Here is a 22,040-nt window from a genome sequence, read left to right as displayed (position 1 = left end):
CCGTGCCGGGCACCCAGGCGTTCGGTGCGCTCGGCCGTCGCTTCCCGGTGGTCACTTCCACCCTCGGCACGCCAGTCGCTTTCGACGTGCCGAGTTTAGTCCAGGGTGAACGGGTCGTACTTGATCCGGTCGAGCGGAGTTCCGGCGACCAGCATGCGGGACACCGTCGATCTGATCATGGCGGGGCTGCCGCAGACCAGGACGTCACGGTCCTCCCACGCGCCGTAACGGGTGACCACGTCGGCGAGGCTGCCCTGCTCGACACCCCGGACGCCGGGGTCGGACTCCAGCACCGGCACGACCGTGAGCCACGGGTTCGTGGTCGCGATGCGCTGCAGGTTGTCCAGGTCGTAGAGGTCCTCGCGGGTGCGGCCGCCGTAGAACAGGTGCACGCGCGGGTTCTCGCCGTACTGCGCCATCTCGTCGATGATCGCGTGCATCGGCGCGACACCCGTGCCACCGGCCACCATCAGGATGTCCGTGCCGGTCGTGCGGTCGACCGAGAGACGTCCCATTGGCGGTCCGATGCGCCACGTGTCACCGGCCTGCGTGTGGCCGACCACCGAGCGGGACACCCAGCCGCCGTCGACGGACCGGATGTGGAACTCGATGACGCCGTCCTCGCGCGGTGCGTTCGCCGGCGAGTAGTACCGCCACAGGCGCTTGCGCTGCGGCGTCTCCACGCTGACGTACTGACCGGCCTTGTAGCTGACGGGGTGGTCCGGTTGCAGCCGGACGACGGCCAGGTCCCACGAGACGCGCTGGTGCTCCAGCACCGTCGCGTGCCAGTAGGCGGGCCCGTTGTCGGCGTCGGCCGCCTCCTGCATCGCCCTGGCCATGAGGGTGTAGGCCTCGGCCCACGCCATTTCGACCTTGGGCGTCCAGGCGGCGCCGGCGAACTTCTTCACCGCGGACAGCAGTGCCGTCCCGACCGCCTCGTAGTGGACGTTGATGACACCGAACTTCCGGTGGTCACGACCCAGCTGACGCAGGAAGGGGATGAGGTCGTCCGGGCGGTCGACCATCTGCACCACGTGCACGAGGGCGCGCAGCAGACGGCTGCGTTGCACCTCCATGTTCGCGGGGAACATCTCGCGTGTGGCAGGCGAGAGCGAGAAGAGCATCCCGTAGAAGAACTTCGCCACTTCTTCGGAATGCGGCTCCACCACCGCGAAGCTCTCCCGGATCATGCGCACCATCGCGGTGACACCGGGAGGGGGTTCTCGGTGGGGCGGGGTAGGGATGGGGCTCAGCACAGCGTTCGCAGTCATGGTCCGCGCGCAGTCTCCACGTTCTTCATCGTCGTTCTCAGTGGTACCCGGCAAGGCACCGTTCGTCCTCGTCAAGCATCCGTCCCCCGACAGGGGTGGACAGTAACCCCTGATCGGGCTGTTTGACTCCTTGATGCCACCTTCGAGCGAAGCATGGTCACTCTAGGTGAGTAGTTGTTACCGCAACAGTGTGAATGTGAGGGTCCGTCTGTACCGGGTTGCGCGCTTGCGTGCTTGGGTTGGGCGCGTGTCCCTGCCTGAGCTGACTGAAACCACCTCACCCGACCGTGTCGAGCTCCCCGGCTCACGCGGAGAGCACTTCCTCCAATGTGCCCTGGAGACGTCCGACCGCGCCACACGCTTCTACTCGGACCAGGTCCTCGATCATCTCAACCCCGCGATGGCCGAGTTCGTGGGCCGGATGGAGATGGCCTTCATCTCGACCGCTGATGCGGACGGGGAGTGCGACTCCTCGCTGCGTGCGGGGCCTGCCGGGTTCTTGCGTGTTGTCGACTCCCGGACCCTTGTGTATCCCGAGTACCGGGGGAACGGGGTCATGGCTTCCCTGGGGAACATCATGGAGAACCCCCATGTGGGGATGTTGATGGTCGACTTCGCCGAGGACCTGATCGGGCTGCATGTGAACGGGCGGGCCCGGATCGCTCCGTTTGAGGACTTCGCCGAGTTCGCCGGGGAGGACCGCCGGATCGAGCAGTGGGTGGTGGTCGAGGTTCAGGAGGCCTACGTCCACTGTCGCAAGCACATCCCTCGGATGGTGCCTGTGGATCGGGTTCGGCATTGGGGGACTGATGATGTCAAGCGGAAGGGTGGGGACTTCTTCGGGGTCAAGGCCGACAAGATGAGTGATGCCGGCGGGTGACGCCTGGTCCGTGGGTGGTTGTGTTGCGGGCGGCGACCTTGCGGTTGCGTGCGTTTTCCTGGGGGCGCTGCCCCCAAGCCCCCGGCAATCTGATCGGGGGTGGCGCCGCGGGCGGGTTGATGGCACGCCTGTTGAGTTGGGCGGCCGCCGGTTGCGTTGAGGGTGCGTTGTGACCGCCCTGACCCGCCCTGACCGCGCGGTAAGGACAGCTCGCCTTCGGCATCGCGTTCGAGGGGCGGCTCGCCTTCGGCTTCGCTTGCGACCTGGGCTCCAGTGGACTGGGTGACCCTGGGTGTGATGCATCAGCCACTGAATTAGTTGGCCTAGCTAACTATCTCCAGATATAGTTGTATGACATCAACTAATTACTGGAGGTGTGCCGGTTTGACTCGGCCCTCGTCGCATCGGGAGATCCTCGAAGCACTGTCCGGCATCTGGGTGGCGTTGCTGGTCGCGATCCTCAGCTCCACCATCGTTTCGAACGCTCTCCCGACGATCCTCGCCGAGCTCAAGGGCACGCAGACCCAGTACACGTGGGTCATCACCGCGATGTTGCTGGCATCTACTGCCAGTACGCCGTTGTGGGGGAAGCTCGCGGATCTTTTTGACAAGAAGACGTTGTTGCAGGCGGCGATCGTGTTGTTCGTCGTCGGTTCTGTGCTGGCCGGGTTCAGTCAGAACATGGAGCAGCTCATCTCGTTCCGGGTCGTGCAGGGGCTCGGGATGGGTGGTGTGCAGGCGTTGGGGCAGGTTGTCGTCGGTGCGCTGCTCAGTCCGCGCGAGCGTGGGCGGTACAGCGGGTACACCGGGATGGTGATCTCCGCCGGGACCGTTGGCGGGCCGTTGGTCGGTGGGTTCCTCGTCGACTGGCCCGGGTGGCGGTGGTGTTTCTTCGTCTGCGTGCCGTTGGCGCTGGTGGCGTTGGGCGTGTTGCACAAGACGCTGCACCTGCCGGTCAAGAAGCAGCGGGTGAAGATCGATTATCTCGGGGCCACGCTGATCACCGGTGGGGTGAGCCTGGTGCTGATGTGGGTGTCGTTCGCCGGTAAGGACTTCGCCTGGGTCAGTCGGGAGAGTGCGCTGTTCGTCGGTGGGGCGTTGCTGGCGCTGGGTGGGGCCTATTTCGTGGAGCGGCGGGCTTCGGCTCCGGTCATTCCGTTGCACCTGTTCAAGAACCGGACCGTGGTGCTGGCGATGCTCGGGGGCGTGGCCGTGGGTACGGCGATGTTCGGGGCCTCGGTGTTCATGGGGCAGTACTTCCAGATCGCGCGTGGGTTCTCGCCCACCAAGGCCGGGCTGTTGACGGTGCCGCTGGTGCTCGGGCTGAGCATCTCGTCCACGGTCAGCGGGCAGTTGATCGCCAAGAGCGGGAAGTGGAAGAGCTACCTGGTGTGGGGGTCGTTCTCGCTGGTCGCCGGGCTGGCGTTGCTCGGGACGATCGACCACCGGACCAACCTGGTGCTGATGGGCGCCTATCTCGCGCTGGTCGGTGTCGGGGTGGGGCTGACCATGCAGAACCTCGTGCTGGCCGTGCAGAACGGAGTCGGGATGGCCGATCTCGGGGCGGCCAGTTCCACGGCCACGTTCCTGCGGTCGCTGGGCGGGACGGCCGGCGTCTCGGTGCTCGGGGCCGTGCTGGCTGCCTCCGTGAGCACCAAGACGCTCGACCCCGGGTCCCTCTCCCCCGTGGTGCGGGACTCCTACGGTGACGCGATGGGTGAGCTGTTCCTGATCGCCGCCGGGCTCGCCGTGTTCACGGTCATCGCGGTGTTGATGATCAAAGAGCAGCCGCTGCGGGACTCGATGGACGACGAGGTTGTCACCCCAACGGGTTCTGGTGCACTGGGGGTCGCCACTGAAACCGGTTCACCTGTGGATACTGACCTGCGGATTGTGGACAAGTTGGCACCCGGTGTGGACAAGCGGCTAGTGCTTTCGAGTGACAGCGATCAGGAGGTCGCGGCGCGGTCTGCCGGTCCGCGTTCCACGCAGAACTCGTTGCCCTCCGGGTCGCGCATGGTGACCCAGCCGGTGCCGTCCGGCCTGCGCTGATCGTCGAAGATCGTCGCGCCGATGCCGACGAGGCGCTCCACCTCCTCGTCGCGGGTGTGGGCGACGGGCTGCAGGTCCAGGTGCAGGCGGTTCTTGAGCTCCTTGTTCTCCGGGACGTTGATGAACAGGTAGTGGATGCCGCTCGGCAGTTCGATCATGCATTCGGGGTCGCCGGGATTGTCGTCGGGGTGGATCGGCAGGTCCAGGACCTTGCTCCACCACGAGGCGATCTCGTAGGAGTCGCGGGCATCGATCGTGATGCTGTGGATGATGGACGTCATGGGCTGATCATCGCTCTGTCGGCGTGTGATCTGTACCGAATTCAAGGTTGAGCGGAACACACTCAACTTTTCTGACGTTGTGCGGGATGATGGTCCATGCTTGAGGCTGACCACGAGGTGGAGGAATGGACGCTTTCAACCCGACGACCAAGACGCAGCAGGCCGTTTCCGCGGCGGTGCAGGCCGCGACGCTGAACGGGAACCCGGACGTGGGTTCCGTGCACCTGCTCAGCGCACTGCTGGCGCAGACGGACGGGTTGACCGCGCCGTTGCTGTCGGCGGTGGGTGCCGACCCGGCGCAGGTGCGCAAGGAGCTGGAGCAGCTCTCCCGCTCGTTGCCCAGCGCGTCCGGTTCCACCGTGTCCGCTCCGCAGTTCTCGCGCGACGCCGTGCGGGTGATCGGCAAGGCGCAGGAGCTCGCCACCGAGATGGGTGACGAGTACGTGTCCACCGAGCACCTGCTCGTCGGGCTGGCGCAGCACGGTGGCCAGGTGGCCGACCTGCTGCGGCGGCACGGTGCGACGCCCGACGCGCTGACCGAGGCCTTCGCGAAGGTGCGCGGGTCCGCGCGGGTGACGTCGGCCGATCCCGAGGGCACCTACAAGGCGCTGGAGAAGTACGGCGTCGACCTGACCGAACGTGCGCGCAAGGGCGAGCTCGACCCCGTGATCGGCCGTGACGCCGAGATCCGCCGGGTCGTGCAGGTGCTGTCGCGGCGCACCAAGAACAACCCCGTGCTGATCGGCGAGCCCGGTGTCGGCAAGACGGCGATCGTCGAGGGCCTGGCGCAGCGCGTCGTGGCCGGCGACGTGCCGGAGTCGTTGCGCGGCAAGAAGGTGGTCGCCCTGGACCTCGGCTCGATGGTCGCGGGTGCCAAGTACCGCGGTGAGTTCGAGGAGCGGCTCAAGGCCGTGCTGAAGGAGATCACCGACTCGGCCGGGCAGGTCATCACGTTCATCGACGAGCTGCACACGATCGTCGGTGCCGGCGCGACCGGTGAGTCGGCGATGGACGCCGGCAACATGATCAAGCCGATGCTCGCCCGCGGTGAGCTGCGCATGGTCGGTGCCACGACCCTGGACGAGTACCGCCAGCACATCGAGAAGGACGCCGCCCTGGAACGCCGCTTCCAGCAGGTGCTGGTCGGCGAACCCTCGGTCGAGGACACGGTCGGCATCCTGCGCGGCCTCAAGGAGCGCTACGAGGTGCACCACGGCGTGCGCATCACGGACGCCGCCCTCGTCGCCGCCTCGACGCTGTCCGACCGCTACATCACCGCGCGCTTCCTGCCGGACAAGGCCATCGACCTCGTCGACGAGGCCGCGTCCCGGCTGCGCATGGAGATCGACTCGCGGCCCGTCGAGATCGACACCGTCGAACGTGCCGTGCGGCGCCTCGAGATCGAGGAGATGGCGCTCGCCAAGGAGTCCGATCCGGCGTCGATCGAACGGCTGCACGCCCTGCGCGCCGAGCTCGCGGAGAAGCGGGAGGCACTGTCGGCGCTGACGGCCAGGTGGCAGAACGAGAAGGGCTCCATCGACCGCGTGCGCGGCCTGAAGGAGCAGCTCGAGTCGTTGCGCGGCGAGTCCGAGCGGGCCGAGCGCGACGGCGACCTCGGTCGCGCCGCCGAGCTCCGCTACGGCCGCATCCCCCAGCTGGAGAAGGAACTCTCCGTCGCCGCGGAGTCCACACAGGACGCCGCGATGCTGAAGGAGGAGGTCGGCCCCGACGACGTCGCTGACGTGGTGGCGGCGTGGACCGGCATCCCGGCGGGACGGCTCCTGGAGGGCGAGACCGCCAAGCTGCTGCGCATGGAGGACGAGCTCGGCCGCAGGGTCGTCGGCCAGGCCGAGGCCGTGCGCGTCGTGTCGGACGCGGTGCGCAGGACGCGCGCCGGAGTGGCCGACCCGGACCGCCCGACCGGCTCGTTCCTGTTCCTCGGCCCCACCGGCGTCGGCAAGACCGAGCTGGCGAAGGCGCTGGCGGCGTTCCTGTTCGACGACGAACGGGCGATGATCCGCATCGACATGAGCGAGTACTCCGAGAAGCACTCGGTGGCCCGCCTGGTCGGCGCGCCTCCCGGCTACGTCGGCTACGACCAGGGCGGCCAGCTCACCGAGTCGGTCCGCCGCCGCCCGTACTCGGTCGTGCTGCTCGACGAGGTCGAGAAGGCGCACCCGGACGTGTTCGACGTGCTGCTGCAGGTCCTGGACGACGGCCGCCTGACCGACGGCCAGGGCCGCACGGTCGACTTCCGCAACACGATCCTCGTGCTCACCTCGAACCTGGGCTCGCAGACCATCGTGAACCCGTCGCTGACGGAGCTGGAACGCAAGGACGCCGTGATGGCCGTGGTGCAACGGCACTTCAAGCCGGAGTTCCTGAACCGGCTGGACGACGTGGTGGTGTTCCACGCCCTCGCCACCGAGGAACTGACGTCCATCGTGGACATCCAGATCGCTCGCCTGGCGGACCGCCTCGCGGCCCGTCGCCTGACGCTGGACGTCACGGCGTCGGCGCGCGACTGGCTGGCGCTGAACGGCTTCGACGCCATCTACGGCGCCCGGCCGCTGCGGCGGCTGGTGCAGTCGGCGATCGGTGACCAGCTCGCGAAGGAACTGCTGGCCGGCGAGGTGCGGGACGGCGACACGGTGCGGGTCGACGTGCTGGACGACAACTCGGGGCTGATCGTGGGCCGCACCGCGTGATGTTCGTGAGGTACCAGGCGGCGCAGGCCAACGCCAACGGGAACTTCCCCGGGGTCTTCGGATTGGTGAACGGCCTGCGCCGGCGCGGAGAGCTCACCGAGGAGCAGGAAGAGTTCGTGCGCGTCAACAACACCTGGTACGACGCCGCCTACACCGATCCGTCGACGGTCGACCCGACGGTCTACGACCGGGAGGTCAACCCCGGCGCCCGCGCGTGGTTCAAGGCGGAGGCGACACACCTGATGGCACGTCTGCCGGGTTATCTCGTCCTCCTCGACGCGCACGGGGTGCCGTGGGAGCGACTGACCAGCGACGACCCCGGCCGGATCCTGTACGAGGACGCCGACCAGGTCGTCGTGGTCCCGCACCCGTCAGCGGCTTTCGATCGTCAACCCACCTGACATCACCGCGCGGATGTGGTCACCCGTGAGCAGGTCGTGCGGGTAGCCCAGGTCGATCGCACTCACGTCGTCGAGCCTCGCTGTCTGCTCGCCGGTCAGCTCGACCTCCAGGGCGGCGAGGTTGCCCAGCAGCTGTTCCGGCGTGCGGGCGCCGACGACGGGTGCCGTCACACCGGGCCTGCGCAGGTTCCACGCCAGCGCGACCTGGGCCGGCGTGCGATCCAGTTCGGAGGCCACCTCCCGCACGACGTCCGCGATGCCGAGCGTGCGGGAGGTGACCATGCCCAGGCCCTCGTTGAAGCTCCTGCGGTTGCTGCCGGGCTCGGAGTCGGGGGCGGAGTACTTGCCGGACAGCACGCCGCCGCCCAGCGGTGAGTAGGGCGACACGCCCAGCCCCAGGTTCCGTGCCATCGGGATCAGGTCGCGTTCGGCGCCGCGGTTGATGAGGCTGTACTCGATCTGCAGTGCGACCAGCGGTGACCAGCCGCGCAGGTCGGCGACCGCCTGCATGCGGGAGATCTCCCAGGCCGGGGTGTTGGACATCCCCACGTACAGGACCTTGCCCTGCCGGACCAGGTCGTCCAGGCCGCGCAGGACTTCCTCGAACGGTGTCAGCACGTCCCAGACGTGCACGTACAGCAGGTCCACGTGGTCCGTGCCCAACCGGCGCAGGCTGTTCTCCACGGACGCGAACAGGTTCTTGCGGTGGGAGCCCCCGGAGTTCGGGTCGCCCGGCGTGCGCAGGGTCGAGTACTTCGTCGCCAGCACGAGGCTCTCGCGGCGGTCGCGGACGAGCTCGCCCAGCAGCTCTTCGGAGCCGCCGTAGGAGGCGGCGGTGTCGATGAAGTTGCCGCCGCGCTCGACGTAGATCTCGAACAACCTGCGGGCGTCGTCCTGTGCGGAGCCCCAGCCCCACTCGTTGCCGAAGGTCGCCGTGCCCAGGGCCAGCGGTGAGATCCGCAGCCCGGAGCGGCCCAGCAGCCGGTAGGTGTCGAGCGACATGGTGTTTCTCCCGTGATCGTGGTGTGGCACCAGCCTGTGCGCACCGGGAGCGGGGATTAAGGGACGAGATTTCCTGGGAACACGAGTCCTACCCGGACTGTTGAACGGGCCATGCTCACCAGCGCCGTGGACGTGACGCAGGAGTTGGCCGCGTTCCTGAGGAGCAGGAGGGAACGGCTGGATCCGCAGGACTTCGGCCTGCCGTCGCGCAGGCGGCGGACTCCGGGGCTGCGCCGTGAAGAGGTCGCCGAACTGGCCGGGGTCAGCGTCGACTACGTCGTGCGGCTGGAGCAGGCTCGCGGGCTGCGGCCCTCGGCGGACGTGGTGGAGGCACTGGCCGGTGCGCTGCGCCTGACCCGCGACGAACGCGCCTACCTCTTCGGACTCGCCCGGCGGCGGCCCCGTGCCGAGGACCGGGCCGCCACCGAGGCGGCGCCGTCACTGGTTCAGTTGGTCGCCGACCTGTCGCCGAAGCCGGCCATGGTGATGAACCACCGCTTCGACCTCCTCGCGTGGAACAGCGAGATGACGAAGGTGCTCCTGGACTTCGGCACGCTGCCGCCGTCCCGGCGAAACGCGATCTGGTTGTGCCTGCTGCACCCGGAGATCCGTGAGCTCTACGCCGACCGCGACCGCGTCGTGCGGGACGGCGTCGCCCACCTGCGCGCCGCGTGGGCCGCGCATCCGGAGGACGGGGTGCTGGCCGGCCTCATCGCCGAGTGCGCCACCGGCGACGAGCAGTTCGCCCGGTTGTGGGACTCGCAGGACGTCAGGCTCAACGGCCGCGGGGAGAAGGTCGTGCGGCATCCGCGGGCCGGTGAGATCGTCCTGCGGTTCGAGACGCTCACACCACTGGAGAATCCGGACCAACTGCTGGTGATCTACCGCGCGGCGGACGACGCGAGCCAGGTGGCGATGGACGGGTTGCGGTAGCTCCTCGACCGGTGGAAAGGCACGCCCAGGTCACGACGCGCGGAAGTGATCTTCGTTCCTCGCCTCCGACCCACTAGGCTCTGGCTGTGGGCATACCGGCGTGGGTCTGGTTCACCGTCGCCGCGGTGGCGGGCGTGGCGGGGTTCGCCCTGCTCGCGACCGACCGGGCGCAACGAACCGCGCGTAATCGTGAACGGCGCCGTTGGGCTGCTCTGAGGGGCTGGCAGTTCGAGGAGACAGACCACGTGCTGCCGACCCGGTGGGAAGCCGGGGCCATCGCGTACTACGGCACGGGCCTCGCCCGTGACGTCGTCGCCGGCTCCACCTTCACCGCGGACGGGCGCAGGCAGGTCTACGTGCTCGACCACGAGACCGGCGGCAAGGTCAACTCGGTGCTGGTCGGCGTGCGCTGCCGCAGAGCGTTGTCGGTGGTGATCGAACTGTGGTTGTCGACGGTCCCGTTCCAGCGCGACAACGACAAGGTGCCGATGCCCGACCTGCTCGGGCCGGTGGGGTCGCGGTACGCGTTCGTCACGGACGTGCCGGCGGCCCGCAAGATCATCACGCCGGACCTGATCGACGCCGCCGAGGAGATCGGGGGCGACGTCACGGTCGTCTGGATGGAGAACGACTGGGTGCTGGCCGCCGCGCCGCCGAACTCGTCGCCCGCGCGCCTCGAACGGCTGCTGCGCGACGTCGGTGAGCTCGCGGACGTCATCGACCCGTTCGACCCTGACCCGTCCGAGCGCGAGGAGCTGGCGGCCGAAGAGGACGAGGGCGGCGAGGTCTACCGCCCGTCGTTCGGCCGCAAGCAGCCCTGACGAAACCTTCACCGAAGCCGCTGCCGGACACTCGGCAGCGGCTTTTTCATGGCTGAAGCACGCCTGGATCATGTGACGTTCGGTGATCAACAGTTTCCGCGTACCGCTTGTCGTGCCGCCTCGACCAGGGCTATTCCATACCGAATCCAAAGTAGTGTGAGCTACATCACACTTCGCTCCGTGTAAAACATCGGCGCGCGATTCAGATACTCCGTGCAGCAAGTCCGTCGTGTCCCGAACCCCCCGGAGGGAAGCACGATGTACGGAGGAAAGATTGTCCCGCCCGTAGCCGTGGCAGGTACGGCGTCCGTCGTGACGCTGGCCAACACGGGTGCGTCTGTCGGTTGGTTGCTGTTCGGCGGTGTGGCGATGGTCGTTTCCGGCCTCGCCCTGCGCCTGTTCGTGCTCCGTCGTCCGGCGAAGCACGAAGCGTGATCATCGGCGGCCTTCGGCCCCGGCGACTTTCCGACTACCGTTCGGTGGCATGCCAACCGCACTGGTGACCGGATCGACCGTCGGGATCGGGGCCGCCTTCGCCCGCAGGCTCGCGGCCGAGGGATACGACCTCGTGCTGGTCGCGCGCACCGCGTCCGCACTCGAAGAACTCGCGAAGAAGCTGCACGACCGCCACGGCGTGAACGTGGAAGTCCTGCCGGCCGACCTCAGCGACCACGACGACCGCCTGAAGGTCGAGCAGCGGCTGGCCGAGTCGGCCGTCGACCTGCTGGTCAACAACGCGGGCTTCGCGAACACCGGCGAGTTCTTCGCCGCGGACGTCGACAAGCTCCAGGCCCAGCTCGACGTCAACGTCGCCACGGTGCTGCGGCTGTCCAGGGCCGCCATCCCGGCGATGATCGCCCGCGGCAAGGGCGACGTGATCAACGTGTCCAGCGTCGCCGGCTTCCTGCCCGGCCGCGGCACCAGCTACAGCGCCGACAAGGCGTGGGTGACGACGTTCTCCGAGGGCATGTCGCTCGCGGCGGAGGGCACCGGCGTGCGGATCATGGCGCTGGCCCCCGGTTTCGTGCGGACCGAGTTCCACAAGCGCGCGAAGATCGACATGTCGAAGACGCCGAGCTGGCTCTACGTCGACGCCGACAAGCTCGTCCACGAGGCGCTGCGCGACCTGCGCCGGGGCAAGCCGCTGTCGATCCCCGGCCTGCAGTACAAGGCGATCGTGACCATCTCGAGGCTGCTGCCGCGGCCCCTCGTGCGCAAGATGGCGTCGCGGTTCGCGGGCGGCCGCGGTCGCACCTGAGTGGAACCGTTCGGCCTAACGGTGCGTCGGAGCCGTCGTGAGCGAACAGTTCAAGGTCGAACCGGACGAGCTGCGCGGGTACAGCGAGCTGCTGGACCGCAACGCCCAGCACTTCCTGACCATCAAAGACCACGCCATCTCCAAGGGCGGTGACACCAGCGGGTTCACCGGCCTGCTGACCTTGCTGCATCCCGTCGTGACCGGCGTCGCGCGCCTCTACGGCGAGACGCTGGACTTCGCGAACAAGACGATGCTCAAGGACGCCGACGCGCTGCGGAAGTCGGCCGACTCCTACGAGAAGGTCGACCTCCACGGCATGCAGCTGATCAACCGGGCCGGGGGTGGCCGATGACCACGGCGTACGCGGACGTCCAGGACCCGTCGGTGGCGCTGAACGCCGCCGCGGAGAACCGCCCTGGCCGGCAGACCACCAAGGAGCTGATCGAGGCCGCCGGGTGGAAGCTGCAGGGCGTCAACTGGATCTACGAGAAGGTCACCGGCGAGAACCTGATCGAGTCGCTGATCAGCCCGCTGGTCGGCGACTTCGAGAAGATCGACGCCAACGCCAACGCGTGGGACCAGGTCGCCAAGGCGCTGGACGCCGTGCGGCACAACGTCGGCGACAGCGTCGGTCAGCTCAACCCGCACTGGAACGGTAGCGCGGCGCAGGCGTTCGAACGCCGCATGGACACCATGTGGGTCATCGCGATCGAGGCGGACTCCCAGGTCGCCCGGATCATCGGCAACAAGTTCCAGTCGATGGCGTCCGCGTGCCGGTCGGCCACGAAGATCGCCCTGTTCCTGCTCGACAAGCTCTGCACCATGCTGCTCGAAGCGGCGATGACCGCGGTGATCCCGGTCGTCGGCTGGGGCCGCGCGGTGTGGATGGTCTACGACGCGATCCAGATCGTCGACGCGATCCGCAAGATCATCCAGTCGATCATGACGCTGATCGAGGGCGTCCAGGGCATGGTCGACGGCATCGTGGCGATGGGCACGGCGCTGATGAAGCTCAAGGACGTCAGGGACGTGAACGACGCGCTGGACGTCGTCGACGGCGTGCAGGACGGCAAGCAGAAGTACGACAACGGCGTGGCCGCCGCGAAGTCCGGTGCGATCGGCGTCGGTCTCGGTGCCTACGGCCTCGGCAAGGCCGGTTCCGCGGCCTCCGGCCGGGGCGCCAGCGCGCCCGCACCCGCTCCGGCACCCGCCCCGGCGCCCACCGGCGGTGGTCAGCAGTGACGTTCCCCTATGACCAGGCACGGCTGCAGGCGCTGTTCTCCGAGGTGGACTCCCGGGTCGACGACCTGGGCAAGGTCGCGACCGCCGCGTCGCAGGTGCAGCGCAGGTCGCGCGGGCTCTCCGAGCAGGACCTCCGCGAGATCGAACGGTTCGCGAAGTCGCCGGGCGCGCCGAAGGAGCTCAAGGACCTCCAGCGGCGCGTGGACGCGGGCGAGATGACGTGGGCCGACGTCGCCTCCGGCCGTGCGGTCCACGACGAGGGCGTGCAGAAGGCGCTCGCGGTCGGCGTTCCCGACCTCCAGCGCGCCTACCAGGCGATCGAGGAGGGTCAGGACATCGACGACATCATCACCTCGGGCAACCCGGCCGCCCACCAGTCGCCGCCCCGCCCGCGCCGTGATGACGACGACGAGGACGACGGCCCGAGCCACTTCCGCAAGGACGCCTGGTAGCCGGCACCACTAGACGGGCCAGTCCACGCCGCCACTGCTGGTGTGGCTGGTCCCGGTACCGCGAACGACGTCGAAGGCGATCGCGCACGCGGTCGCCAGCGACCGCACCGGTTCGGTCACCGCCGGGTTGATCTGCACGACGTCCCGGCGCACTCGCGAGCCGTTGCGCTTGGCCCGCGCGCCGGTCTGGATCCGCGCGACGTCTCCGAAGAAGCAGAGCTGCTGACCGTTCGCGTCGTGCAGTGACTGCTGCCACGCGCCGTGCGTCTTGATCGTCCCGATCAGCCGGCCCTGGGGCGTGGTCACGCGCACGTGCGGCCTGCGCCCGAAACCCTTGCTGATGTGCATGATCGACTGGCCGTGCGGCCCGACGACGTCGAGGTCGAACGCGGTCCAGCCGGAGAACCCCGTGTGCCGCAACGGTCGCTGGAGGCCGGGCCCGGTCCGTTCACGGACGACGGCGACCGGTGCGTCCCGTTCGTCGAACACCTCGACGCGGTAGTGCGGCCGGGCCAGCAGGCTCATGAACGTCCACGGCTGTTCCACGTACAAGGTGCTCACGGTGATGCAGCGTACGAGGCGTCGAACGCGCGGGTGTGCGAAGCTGACGACCCGTGCGAACTGAAGTGGTCTTGGACGCGAACGCTAAGTCAGAACTCGCTCGTCTCGTGAGCGAATTGGCCGTGGTGCACGGCAAGGTGACTCTCTCCAGCGGCAAGGAAGCCGACTACTACGTCGACCTGCGGCGGGCGACGCTGCACCACGCGGCGGCCCCGTTGATCGGCAAGCTGCTGCGGCAGCTCACGTCGGACTGGGACTTCGTCGCGGTCGGCGGTCTGACCCTCGGCGCGGATCCCGTCGCCTACGCGATGATGCACTCCGCCGGCGCCGACGGTGACGTGCTCGACGCGTTCGTCGTGCGCAAGGCGAACAAGGCCCACGGCATGCAGCGCCAGATCGAGGGCATCGACGTGCGCGGCCAGCGGGTGCTCGCGGTCGAGGACACCTCCACCACGGGTGGTTCGGTGCTCACGGCCGTCAACGCGCTGCGCGAGCACGGGGCCGACGTGATCGGCGTCGCCACGGTCGTCGACCGCGGCACGGGCGCCAAGGAGGCCATCGAGGCCGAGGGCCTGCAGTACCGCTACCTGCTCGACCTGAACGACCTCGGGCTCGCCTGAGGTTTTATCGAGAGCGCTTCGAGCCACCCCGTCTTAGTCTGGAGGACGGGGTGGTGCGAAATGGCGGGGTTCTTAGCCGAGGCTGTCATGCTGCTGCACTTCGCCGTGCTGGCGTTCCTGCTCGTGGGCGGGTTCTTCGCATGGCGGTGGCGCGGTGTGATCTATCCGCACCTGGCGATCGGTGCGTGGGCGATCTTGAGCCTGCTGGTGCCGGTGACGTGTCCGCTGACGTCGGCGGAGGAGTTCTTCCGCGCGGAGGCGGGCCTTCCGCCGCTGGGCACGGGGTTCATCGACCACTACATCGACGGCGTCTGGTACCCGGAGAGCGCGTCGACGCTGGTCCAACTGGTGCTGGGGTCGATCGTGATCATTTCGTGGGTCGGCTTCTATGCTGGCCACCGTGCTGCTCGAAGGCTTTCACGCTGTTAAGCACGCGTTGCGCTTCGGCGCCGGCGTGCATCCGCTGATCACGACGGATCTGGCCGCCGCGATCAGCCTCGCCGAGACGCACGCACCTGATCTGCGCGAGCGGTTCGCCGCCGCCACCGAGGTCGACCAGAACCACTTCAAGCTCAGGGCCGGCCGCACGCACCCGACGGGCGTGGCCGGGTTCGCGGAGAGGCCTGACCTGCCGTTCGACCGGGGCGCCCCGATCGTTCTGCTCGACAACCCGCGCAACCTCGGCAACTTCGGCGCCGCGATCCGGGTGGCCGCCGGCCTCGACGCGGGCGGCGTGATCTCCACCGGCGACGTCGACCCGTGGCACCCCAACGTGCTGCGTGGATCCGCCGGGCTGCATTTCGCGCTGCCGGTGGCCAAGGTCGAGAACCTCGACTTCGCCGGTGAGCTGATCGCGTTCGACGCGGATGGTGACCTGCTGAAAGGCCCGATTCCCGCCGACGCCGTGCTGGCGTTCGGCTCGGAACGCCACGGGCTCTCGGCAGAGGTCCGGGAGAAGGCCACGAGGATCGTCCGGCTGCCCATGCGCGAGAAGGTCAGCAGTTACAACCTCACAACTTCTGTGGCCATGGGCCTGTACCACTGGGTGATTCACCGCGCTTCTTGACCGGTCAAGCACGCACGATGGCCAGGTGGTGATCGCGAAACTGCTGGCGGCACGCGCGGGTGTCGCGGAGCGCGCGGTGTACTCCAGGCACCTTCGGCGGGTCTGGGGTGTGCCGGGCACGCTCCTCGGGGCGCGGGCGTGGCCCCCGCTCTTCAGGGACAAGATCCACACCAGTTTCAACTACTGGTGGCAGGCGCACCTGCTCGACTGCATGATCGACGGCTACCTGCGCGCGCCCAGCGAGTTGCGCAAGACGGCCATCGCGAAGGTCGTGCGCGGCATCAGGGTGCGCAACATCCTCGGCTGGACCAACGACTTCTACGACGACATCGCGTGGCTCGGCCTCGCCCTGCAACGCGCCGAGCACGAGGTCGGCATCGCGAAGCCCAAGGCCCTGGACGCGATCGCCGTGCGGCTGCGCGACGGCTGGACCGACCACGCCGGTGGCGGCATCTGGTGGAAGCGCAACGACGACTTCAAGAACGTCCCCGCGAACGGTCCGGCCGCGATCTTCCTGGCCCGCCAGAACGAACGCACCGACCTCGCCCGCGCACGGTCCATCGTGGACTGGGTCGAGGAGCACCTCGTCGATCCGGGCAACGGCCTCGCCTGGGACGGTCTGCACGTCCACCCCAACGGCGAGATCCGCGAGTACGAGAAGAACATCTACACGTACTGCCAAGGAGTTCTCATCGGCGCGTGCGTCGAGCTCGCCCAGCACGGCCAGCAGGACAAGTGGCTCGACAAGGCCGCACGCACGATCACCGCCGTGCACGACGACCTCGCCACGAACGGCGTGATCCGGGGGCAGGGCGGTGGTGACGGCGGCCTGTTCGCGGGCATCCTCGTCCGCTACCTGGCCCAGGCCGCGCTGATAATCCCCGACCTCGACCCCGAACGGCACGAGACCGCGGACCTGGCCAGGGAACTCGTGGTGCAGTCGGCGGAAGCGGCGTGGAACAACCGCGTGGCGGCGGTGAGCGGACCGCTGTTCGGTCCGGAGTGGACCGTCCTGGCCAACGAGGACGAGGGCCGCGACCTGTCCGTCCAGCTCGGTGGCTGGATGTGCCTGGAGGCGGCCGCCCTGCTCGAACGGAACGGTCTGGACGTCGCTACTGCTTGAGCCAGCCGAGCAACGTCTTCGCGTCCTCGCGGAACTGCTCCGGCGAGTCGTCCCGCACGAACTCCAGCAGCGCGTTGCGCTCGAGGCCGTCGCGCGCCAGTTCGGTCAGCACCGGCTTCCACAGGTCACGGCGCTCGGCGAGCGGGAACCGCTCCTGGAAGCCACCGGGACCCCACGAGAAGACGTGCGCCGTCACCGGTTCCAGCGTCCGCACCTCGTGCATGGCCGAGAACACGTCCTGGCCTCCACTGGGCTGCCAGTACGGCACCACGCCGTCGACCTCGTCGAGCAGCTGCACCGTCGAGTCGAGCGTGTCCGTCAGCGTGTTCCGGTGGTACTCCAGCGCGATCTTCGTGCCCATCGCCTCGGCGTGTTCCACGGCGTGTTGCAACGCCTCGACCACCGGCGCCCGGTCAGGGCACTCCTCCGAGCCGGACGTGCCCGCCCAGACCCGCACGAACGGCGCGTCCAGTTCGGCCGCGGTCTCCAGGACCGGCGCCAGGTCGGCCCGGTCCGAGACGCCCGCGCGGTAGTACGACCCGTACGCGGCCACCTTCAGGCCGGTGTCCAGCGCCCGCCGCGCCGCCGCGAAGTCGCCGGGCGGTACGTGCACGTCGCCGCCCCACTCGACGGCCTGCAGCCCGCACTCCGTCGCCAGCGCGCCGATCTCTTCGATCGTGAGCTGCCGGAACGTCACCGAGACCAGTCCAGGGATCAGCATCCGCAGGACTGCCTGTGCCGGAGCGAGGGCGCGAGCCGGATGGTCTCCGGCGGCCTCTGCGGTTCGGCGATGCGGGAGAGCAGCAGTTTCACCGCGGTGCGCCCGATCTCCTCGACCGGCTGGGCCAGCGTCGTGAGCGGCGGTTCGATCAGGGTGGCCCACTCGACCTCGTCGTAGGCGACGACGGCCAGGTCGGTGCCGAGCTTCAGACCGCGGGCCCGTGCCTCGTGCAGCATGCCCACCGTCACGAGGTGGTCCGCCGCGACGACGGCCGTGGCCGGGTCCTCCTGGTCGAGCAGCGGCGCGAGCCAGCCGCTCTGCGAGACCAGCGCCTCGTCCCACTTCAGGCCCGCGCGGCCGAGGCCGAGGCGGTAGCCGAGGATGCGTTCCTCGGTCGTCGCCACGCCCACCTGGCCGCAGACGATGCCGATCCGGCGGTGCCCCAGCTCCGCGAGGTGCTTGACCAGGCCGGAGGTGGCCTGCACGTTCTCCGGCCCGACCTGGTCGATGTCCTTGGCCACGGTCAGCCGGTCTACCAGCACCGTGGGGATGTTCAGCCTCTTGAGCTCCGGCAGCACGAGGCTTCCCCCGGCGCCGGCCGATGGTGTGAGCAGCAGCCCGTCGACTCTTCGCGAGCGCAGTGTTCTGACCGCGGTCTGCTCGGATTCGGGGGTGTCCCTCGTGTCGATCAGCACGAGCGAATAGCCGTTGCGAGTCGCCTCCGACTCGATGGCGGCGATCAGCTCGGCGAAGTACGGGTGGGAGACCAGTGACACGGCCAGGCCCAGCGACTTCGTGCCGCCCATGACCAGCGATCGCGCGATGGCGTCGCCCGTGTACCCGGTCTCGTCGATCGCCTTCTGGACGCGCTCGCGCGTGTCCCCGGCGACCGGCCTCGTCTCGTTGATCACGTGTGACACCGTGGTGATGGAGACCCCCGCGAGAGCCGCGACATCCCGCATGGTGACCATGACCTGGGACCTTACCCGTTTGGAGGAAGCCCAGATGGCAGCCGTGCTGTGTGTCGGCCTCACAACTCTCGACGTGACCCAAAGGGTGGACGAGTTCCCGGATGCCGGGCAGAAGATCCGCTCGCTCGGCGCGGTGCTGTCGCCCGGAGGTCCGGCCGCCAACGCGGCCCGCGCGGTCGCGGCACTGGGCGGGAGGTCCGCGTTGCTCACCTCACTGGGTGCCGACGCATTGGGTGAATTCGTCAGGGCCACCTTGGACCCGGTCCAAGTGACCGCGGTGCCGGGCATGACGCCCGTGAGCATGGTCGTCGTCAGAGACGCTGATGGGGAGCGCACGGTCGTTTCCCGGAACGCGTCGGTGCCGGTGACGGCGCCGGATTTGACCGATCTCCTGGCTGCCGCGGACGTGGTGCTCTTGGACGGACACCACGAAGGCCTAGTGGTCCCAGTGGCCAGACAGGCGAAAGCCGCGGGATTGCCTGTGGTGCTCGACGCCGGGAGCTGGAAACCTGTCCTCGATCACCTGTTGCCGCTGGTGGACGTGGCCGCCTGCTCTGCCGGGTTCGAGCGGTCCGAGGCCGAGGTGCACTCCTACGGGGTGCCGCTGGTCATTCGCACGCACGGTGCGAAGCCGGTCACCTGGTCGCGGAACGGCTCGGCCGGAGAGCTGCCCGTCCCCGCGGTGGAGGTGAAGGACACGAACGGTGCCGGCGACGTCTGGCACGGCGCGTACGCCTACGCGCTGGCGTCAGGCGCGGACCCGGTGGACGCCATCGGCTTCGCGTCGGAGGCGGCCGCCGTTCGCGTCGGTGCGGTCGGGGACTGGGTTGAGGAGCTGGCACGGTGGCAGGACAGCAGGTCAGGTTCGACGAGCTGCTAGAACGGGCTCGGGTGCTCACCGATCAGGGTGAGCGCAAGATTCTCGGCATCGGCGGCGCACCCGGTTCCGGCAAGTCGACACTCGCGCGGAGGCTCGTCGAGGCACTCGACGGCCAGGCCGTGCTCGTCGAGATGGACGGCTTCCACCTCGCGCAGAGCGAGCTCGAACGGCTGCGGCTGGTCGAACGCAAGGGCGCGCCCGACACGTTCGACATCCCCGGCTACGTGGACCTGCTGGGCCGGATCAAGGCCTGCGGCCCGGACATGATCTACGCGCCGGAGTTCCGCCGGGAGATCGAGGAACCCATCGCCTGCGCGGTGCCGGTGCACCCGGACGTCCCGCTCGTCGTCACCGAGGGCAACTACCTGCTGCTCAACTACGACAAGTGGAAGCGCGTCCGGATCATCCTGGACGAGGCGTGGTTCCTGTTCATCGACGAGGACGTGCGCGTGCAGCGCCTGATCGACCGGCACCTGCGGTACGGGCGCACCTTGTCGGAGGCGGAGGAACGGGTGCTGCACGGCACGGACCACGTCAACGCGCTGATGGTGAACTCGTCGAAGGGAGCGGCGGACCTGCTGATCACCGAGGTGCTCTAGGCAACCGGATCGGCGGCGCGTGCGTGGTTCCCGCGGGGGTGTGAGACATGGACTCAGCGCTGGGAAACCTGTTGCGCCATCACCGGATCGCCGCCGGACTCACTCAGGAGGCGCTGGCCGAGAAGGCGGGCCTGAGCGGTCAGGCCGTCGGCTCCCTGGAACGGGGCGACCGCCGGCATCCCCATCGCGCCACGGTGCTCCGGCTCGCCGACGCGCTCGGCCTGTGCGCGGACGAGCGGGCCGAGTTCGCCGCGGCCGCCGCCCGCACGCCCAGACCTCGCCGCACGCCGTGCGCACCGGTCCGGCAGCTGCCCGCCGCGCCGGTGCGGTTCTCCGGGCGGGAGGCCGAGGTCACCGCGCTGACCGGCCTGGTCGAACGGTCGGGCGTGGTGGTCGTCGCGGGCATGGCGGGGGTCGGCAAGACATCGCTGGCTTTGCACGTCGCCCATCGCGTCGGTGAGCTCTTCCCCGACGGCCAGCTCTACCTGGACTTGCGTGCAAGCCTGCCGCCGCAGGACGCGCTGGGCCAGCTGTTGCGCGCGCTCGGCCGGCCCGACCACGGCGGGACGCTGGCCGAGACCGCCGCGCGGTTCCGGTCCGCACTGGCCGGGAAGCGGGTGCTGCTCGTGCTCGACGACGCGGCGACGGCCGGCCAGATCCAGCCGCTGCTGCCCGGCACCGCGGGCTGTGCGACGGTCGTGACCAGCCGTCGGGCCATGGACACCCTGCCGCAGGCCCGGCACCTGAGGCTGGACGTGCTGCCCGAACGGGAGGCGCTCGACCTGCTCGCGGCCTACGCGGGACCGGAACGGACCGGCGCCGACCCCGAGGCCGCGGCGCGGGTGGTCGAGCAGTGCGGACGGCTGCCGCTCGCCGTTCACCTCGCCGGTGCCCGGCTCGCGTCCCGCCCGGCCTGGCCGCTCGCCCACCTCGCGCGCCGCCTGGCCGTGCGCAGCCTCGACGAACTGGACCGCGACGACGCGGGGATCCGGGCGAGCTTCGCCGTGTCCGTCGACCAGCTGGACCCGGCGGACCAGTGCGCGTTCACGCTGTTCGGCGTCTTCGAGGACGTGTCGCTGCCGGTCGCCGCCCGGTTGCTCGACGTGGACGGGCTCGCCGCCGAACTGGTGCTGGAACGGCTGGCCGACCTGCACCTGCTGCAGGCCACGACGCCCGGCCGCTACCGGATGCACGACCTCGTCCGGACCTACGCGCGCGAACAGCCCGCGGACCCCGAGGCGCTCGGCAGGGTCGCCGGCCTGTTCGTCGCGGTGGCGTGGCGGTCGGTGGCGCTGGCCGTGCCGCACAGCTTCCGCGGGACCTGGGCCGATCCGGCGTGGGCGGAGGGCGCACCGGACTTCACCACGGCCGCGGCGGCCTTCGCGTGGCTCGACGAGCACCGCCCGCACCTGGTCGGCCTCTGCCGGACGCCCGGTGTGCCGGCCTGGGCGCTGGTCCGGCTCGCGACCGGCCTGTTCCCGTACTACCTGAGCCGCGGCCATCGCGAGGACTGGGCCGAGATGTGCGGGCTGGCGTTGCCCGCGGCGAGCGACCCGCTGGTGCACGCGATCGTCGAGATGGACCTGGGCGTCGCGCTAAGCGACGCCGGCCACCTGCGCCGCGCCCTGGCGGGGTTCCGGGACCTGGGTGACACCAACGGCGTGGCGGTCTGCCTCACCAACCTCAGCGAGGTGGTGGAGACCGTCGAGACCGGTGAGGAGAGCCTCGCTCTGGCGCGTGAGCTGGGACTCAAGTGCGTCGAGGCCGCTGTCCTGGAACACCTGGGAAGTGCCTACGGCAAGAGGGGAGATCACGCGCGTGAGCTCCGTTGCTACCAGGACAGCCTGCGGCTCAGTTCTCTTGAAGGCGACGAGCGCGGGTGCGCGGGCGTGCTGCACCGGATCGGCGCGCTGCACCGCCGGTCCGGCCGGGCCGAGGAAGCCGCGACGGCGCTGGCGCGGAGCCTGCACCTGTTCCGCGAGGGTGCTGACGCCGCGGGCGAGGCGGCGAGCCTGGAGGAGCTGGGGCTGGTGCACCTGTTGCGCCGGGACCGGGCGAGGGCGGCCGAGACGTTGCGCCTCGGCCTCGGCATCGCCGAGCGGCACGGCGACCTGAGACGGCAGGCGAGCCTGCGGCAGCACCTCTTGAAATGTGGAGGTGGATCGTAGAGGTTGTCGCTGTTGAGGTCCTTGCGTTCT

Annotated in this window: 24 protein-coding genes and 1 riboswitch; of the genes, 18 read left to right on the top strand and 6 right to left on the bottom strand. The window is 69.2% G+C overall.

All coding sequences use genetic code 11. The features are described 5' to 3' along the window. Positions 1–4 precede the first annotated feature (4 nt). A riboswitch (ZMP/ZTP riboswitch) is annotated at positions 5–89 on the bottom strand. Positions 90–95: 6 nt separating this feature from the next. Then, positions 96–1,199: an FAD-binding oxidoreductase gene (locus tag LX88_RS04085; RefSeq protein WP_258946490.1), complete on the bottom strand. Its 1,104-nt coding sequence runs from the start codon at positions 1,197–1,199 to the stop codon at positions 96–98. A gap of 319 nt (positions 1,200–1,518) precedes the next feature. On the opposite strand from LX88_RS04085, the gene LX88_RS04080 reads away from it, so the two are divergent. Both LX88_RS04080 and LX88_RS04075 read left to right on the top strand, forming a co-directional pair. Continuing rightward, on the top strand, positions 1,519–2,151 hold the full coding sequence (locus LX88_RS04080) for a pyridoxamine 5'-phosphate oxidase family protein (protein WP_258946489.1): 633 nt from the start codon (positions 1,519–1,521) through the stop codon (positions 2,149–2,151). Between the two features lie 384 nt (positions 2,152–2,535). After that, positions 2,536–4,203: an MDR family MFS transporter gene (locus LX88_RS04075; RefSeq protein ID WP_258946488.1), complete on the top strand. Its 1,668-nt coding sequence runs from the start codon at positions 2,536–2,538 to the stop codon at positions 4,201–4,203. On the opposite strand, the gene LX88_RS04070 is transcribed toward LX88_RS04075, so the two are convergent. Further along, entirely contained in the window at positions 4,101–4,484 is a 384-nt protein-coding gene (locus LX88_RS04070; protein WP_258946487.1) for a VOC family protein, read from the bottom strand. The genes LX88_RS04075 and LX88_RS04070 overlap by 103 nt on opposite strands. Before the next feature lie 125 nt (positions 4,485–4,609). On the opposite strand from LX88_RS04070, the gene clpB reads away from it, so the two are divergent. After that, on the top strand, positions 4,610–7,192 hold the full coding sequence (gene clpB, locus LX88_RS04065; protein ID WP_258946486.1) for an ATP-dependent chaperone ClpB: 2,583 nt from the start codon (positions 4,610–4,612) through the stop codon (positions 7,190–7,192). Further along, positions 7,192–7,593: a hypothetical protein gene (locus LX88_RS04060; protein ID WP_258947602.1), complete on the top strand. Its 402-nt coding sequence runs from the start codon at positions 7,192–7,194 to the stop codon at positions 7,591–7,593. Before clpB ends, LX88_RS04060 begins: the two co-directional genes overlap by 1 nt. On the opposite strand, the gene LX88_RS04055 is transcribed toward LX88_RS04060, so the two are convergent. Further along, positions 7,564–8,595, bottom strand: coding sequence for an aldo/keto reductase (locus LX88_RS04055; protein WP_258946485.1), 1,032 nt, complete (start codon positions 8,593–8,595; stop codon positions 7,564–7,566). The genes LX88_RS04060 and LX88_RS04055 overlap by 30 nt on opposite strands. Before the next feature lie 111 nt (positions 8,596–8,706). Between LX88_RS04055 and LX88_RS04050 the strand changes: the two genes are divergently transcribed. The 7 genes from LX88_RS04050 (at position 8,707) to LX88_RS04020 (ending at position 13,301) form a co-directional block, all read left to right on the top strand. Further along, positions 8,707–9,528, top strand: a complete 822-nt coding sequence (locus LX88_RS04050; protein ID WP_258946484.1) for a helix-turn-helix transcriptional regulator — start codon at positions 8,707–8,709, stop codon at positions 9,526–9,528. Between the two features lie 86 nt (positions 9,529–9,614). After that, positions 9,615–10,349 (top strand): TtfA family protein, encoded by a 735-nt coding sequence (locus tag LX88_RS04045; RefSeq protein WP_258946483.1) that lies wholly within the window; start codon positions 9,615–9,617, stop codon positions 10,347–10,349. 312 nt (positions 10,350–10,661) lie between these two features. Next, a complete protein-coding gene (locus LX88_RS04040; protein WP_143086722.1) occupies positions 10,662–10,784 on the top strand; it encodes an LPXTG cell wall anchor domain-containing protein in 123 nt (40 codons plus the stop codon). 49 nt (positions 10,785–10,833) lie between these two features. Continuing rightward, complete coding sequence (locus LX88_RS04035; RefSeq protein WP_258946482.1) at positions 10,834–11,607, top strand: SDR family NAD(P)-dependent oxidoreductase; 774 nt, start codon at positions 10,834–10,836, stop codon at positions 11,605–11,607. A 37-nt stretch (positions 11,608–11,644) separates the two neighbouring features. Next, on the top strand, positions 11,645–11,959 hold the full coding sequence (locus tag LX88_RS04030) for a hypothetical protein (protein ID WP_258946481.1): 315 nt from the start codon (positions 11,645–11,647) through the stop codon (positions 11,957–11,959). Further along, a complete protein-coding gene (locus tag LX88_RS04025) occupies positions 11,956–12,849 on the top strand; it encodes a WXG100 family type VII secretion target (protein WP_258946480.1) in 894 nt (297 codons plus the stop codon). Before LX88_RS04030 ends, LX88_RS04025 begins: the two co-directional genes overlap by 4 nt. Next, the gene (locus LX88_RS04020; RefSeq protein ID WP_258946479.1) at positions 12,846–13,301 is read left to right on the top strand and encodes a hypothetical protein; all 456 of its coding nucleotides are present in this window, start codon (positions 12,846–12,848) and stop codon (positions 13,299–13,301) included. Before LX88_RS04025 ends, LX88_RS04020 begins: the two co-directional genes overlap by 4 nt. Positions 13,302–13,310: 9 nt before the next feature. On the opposite strand, the gene LX88_RS04015 is transcribed toward LX88_RS04020, so the two are convergent. Continuing rightward, positions 13,311–13,862 (bottom strand): hypothetical protein, encoded by a 552-nt coding sequence (locus tag LX88_RS04015; protein WP_258946478.1) that lies wholly within the window; start codon positions 13,860–13,862, stop codon positions 13,311–13,313. A gap of 65 nt (positions 13,863–13,927) precedes the next feature. On the opposite strand from LX88_RS04015, the gene pyrE reads away from it, so the two are divergent. From pyrE to LX88_RS03995, 4 genes are read left to right on the top strand one after another with little or no spacing between them, the layout of a single operon-like run. Beyond that, positions 13,928–14,482, top strand: a complete 555-nt coding sequence (gene pyrE, locus LX88_RS04010; protein WP_090066190.1) for an orotate phosphoribosyltransferase — start codon at positions 13,928–13,930, stop codon at positions 14,480–14,482. 60 nt (positions 14,483–14,542) lie between these two features. After that, positions 14,543–14,911, top strand: a complete 369-nt coding sequence (locus LX88_RS04005) for a DUF2784 domain-containing protein (protein WP_258946477.1) — start codon at positions 14,543–14,545, stop codon at positions 14,909–14,911. Then, the gene (locus LX88_RS04000) at positions 14,883–15,548 is read left to right on the top strand and encodes a TrmH family RNA methyltransferase (RefSeq protein WP_258946476.1); all 666 of its coding nucleotides are present in this window, start codon (positions 14,883–14,885) and stop codon (positions 15,546–15,548) included. The genes LX88_RS04005 and LX88_RS04000 overlap by 29 nt, the downstream gene beginning before the upstream one ends. Positions 15,549–15,573: 25 nt before the next feature. Continuing rightward, a complete protein-coding gene (locus LX88_RS03995) occupies positions 15,574–16,671 on the top strand; it encodes a glycoside hydrolase family 76 protein (protein WP_258946475.1) in 1,098 nt (365 codons plus the stop codon). On the opposite strand, the gene LX88_RS03990 is transcribed toward LX88_RS03995, so the two are convergent. Together LX88_RS03990 and LX88_RS03985 are read right to left on the bottom strand one after the other, a co-directional pair. Beyond that, on the bottom strand, positions 16,661–17,392 hold the full coding sequence (locus tag LX88_RS03990; RefSeq protein WP_258946474.1) for a sugar phosphate isomerase/epimerase family protein: 732 nt from the start codon (positions 17,390–17,392) through the stop codon (positions 16,661–16,663). The two genes, LX88_RS03995 and LX88_RS03990, sit on opposite strands and share 11 nt — an antisense overlap. After that, entirely contained in the window at positions 17,386–18,363 is a 978-nt protein-coding gene (locus LX88_RS03985; protein WP_258946473.1) for a LacI family DNA-binding transcriptional regulator, read from the bottom strand. The genes LX88_RS03990 and LX88_RS03985 overlap by 7 nt, the downstream gene beginning before the upstream one ends. A 34-nt stretch (positions 18,364–18,397) precedes the next feature. Here LX88_RS03985 and LX88_RS03980 point away from each other — a divergent pair, with 34 nt between their 5' ends. From LX88_RS03980 to LX88_RS03970, 3 genes are read left to right on the top strand one after another with little or no spacing between them, the layout of a single operon-like run. Then, on the top strand, positions 18,398–19,243 hold the full coding sequence (locus LX88_RS03980; RefSeq protein ID WP_258946472.1) for a PfkB family carbohydrate kinase: 846 nt from the start codon (positions 18,398–18,400) through the stop codon (positions 19,241–19,243). Next, positions 19,207–19,842: a nucleoside/nucleotide kinase family protein gene (locus tag LX88_RS03975; protein ID WP_030477739.1), complete on the top strand. Its 636-nt coding sequence runs from the start codon at positions 19,207–19,209 to the stop codon at positions 19,840–19,842. The genes LX88_RS03980 and LX88_RS03975 overlap by 37 nt, the downstream gene beginning before the upstream one ends. A 47-nt stretch (positions 19,843–19,889) precedes the next feature. Beyond that, positions 19,890–22,010, top strand: a complete 2,121-nt coding sequence (locus LX88_RS03970) for an ATP-binding protein (protein WP_258946471.1) — start codon at positions 19,890–19,892, stop codon at positions 22,008–22,010. The last annotated feature ends 30 nt before the right edge of the window (positions 22,011–22,040 follow it).

The sequence above is a fragment of the Lentzea californiensis genome (assembly GCF_024648825.1).
GTDB lineage: Bacteria > Actinomycetota > Actinomycetes > Mycobacteriales > Pseudonocardiaceae > Lentzea > Lentzea californiensis.
This window is presented reverse-complemented; position numbering and strand designations above follow the sequence as displayed.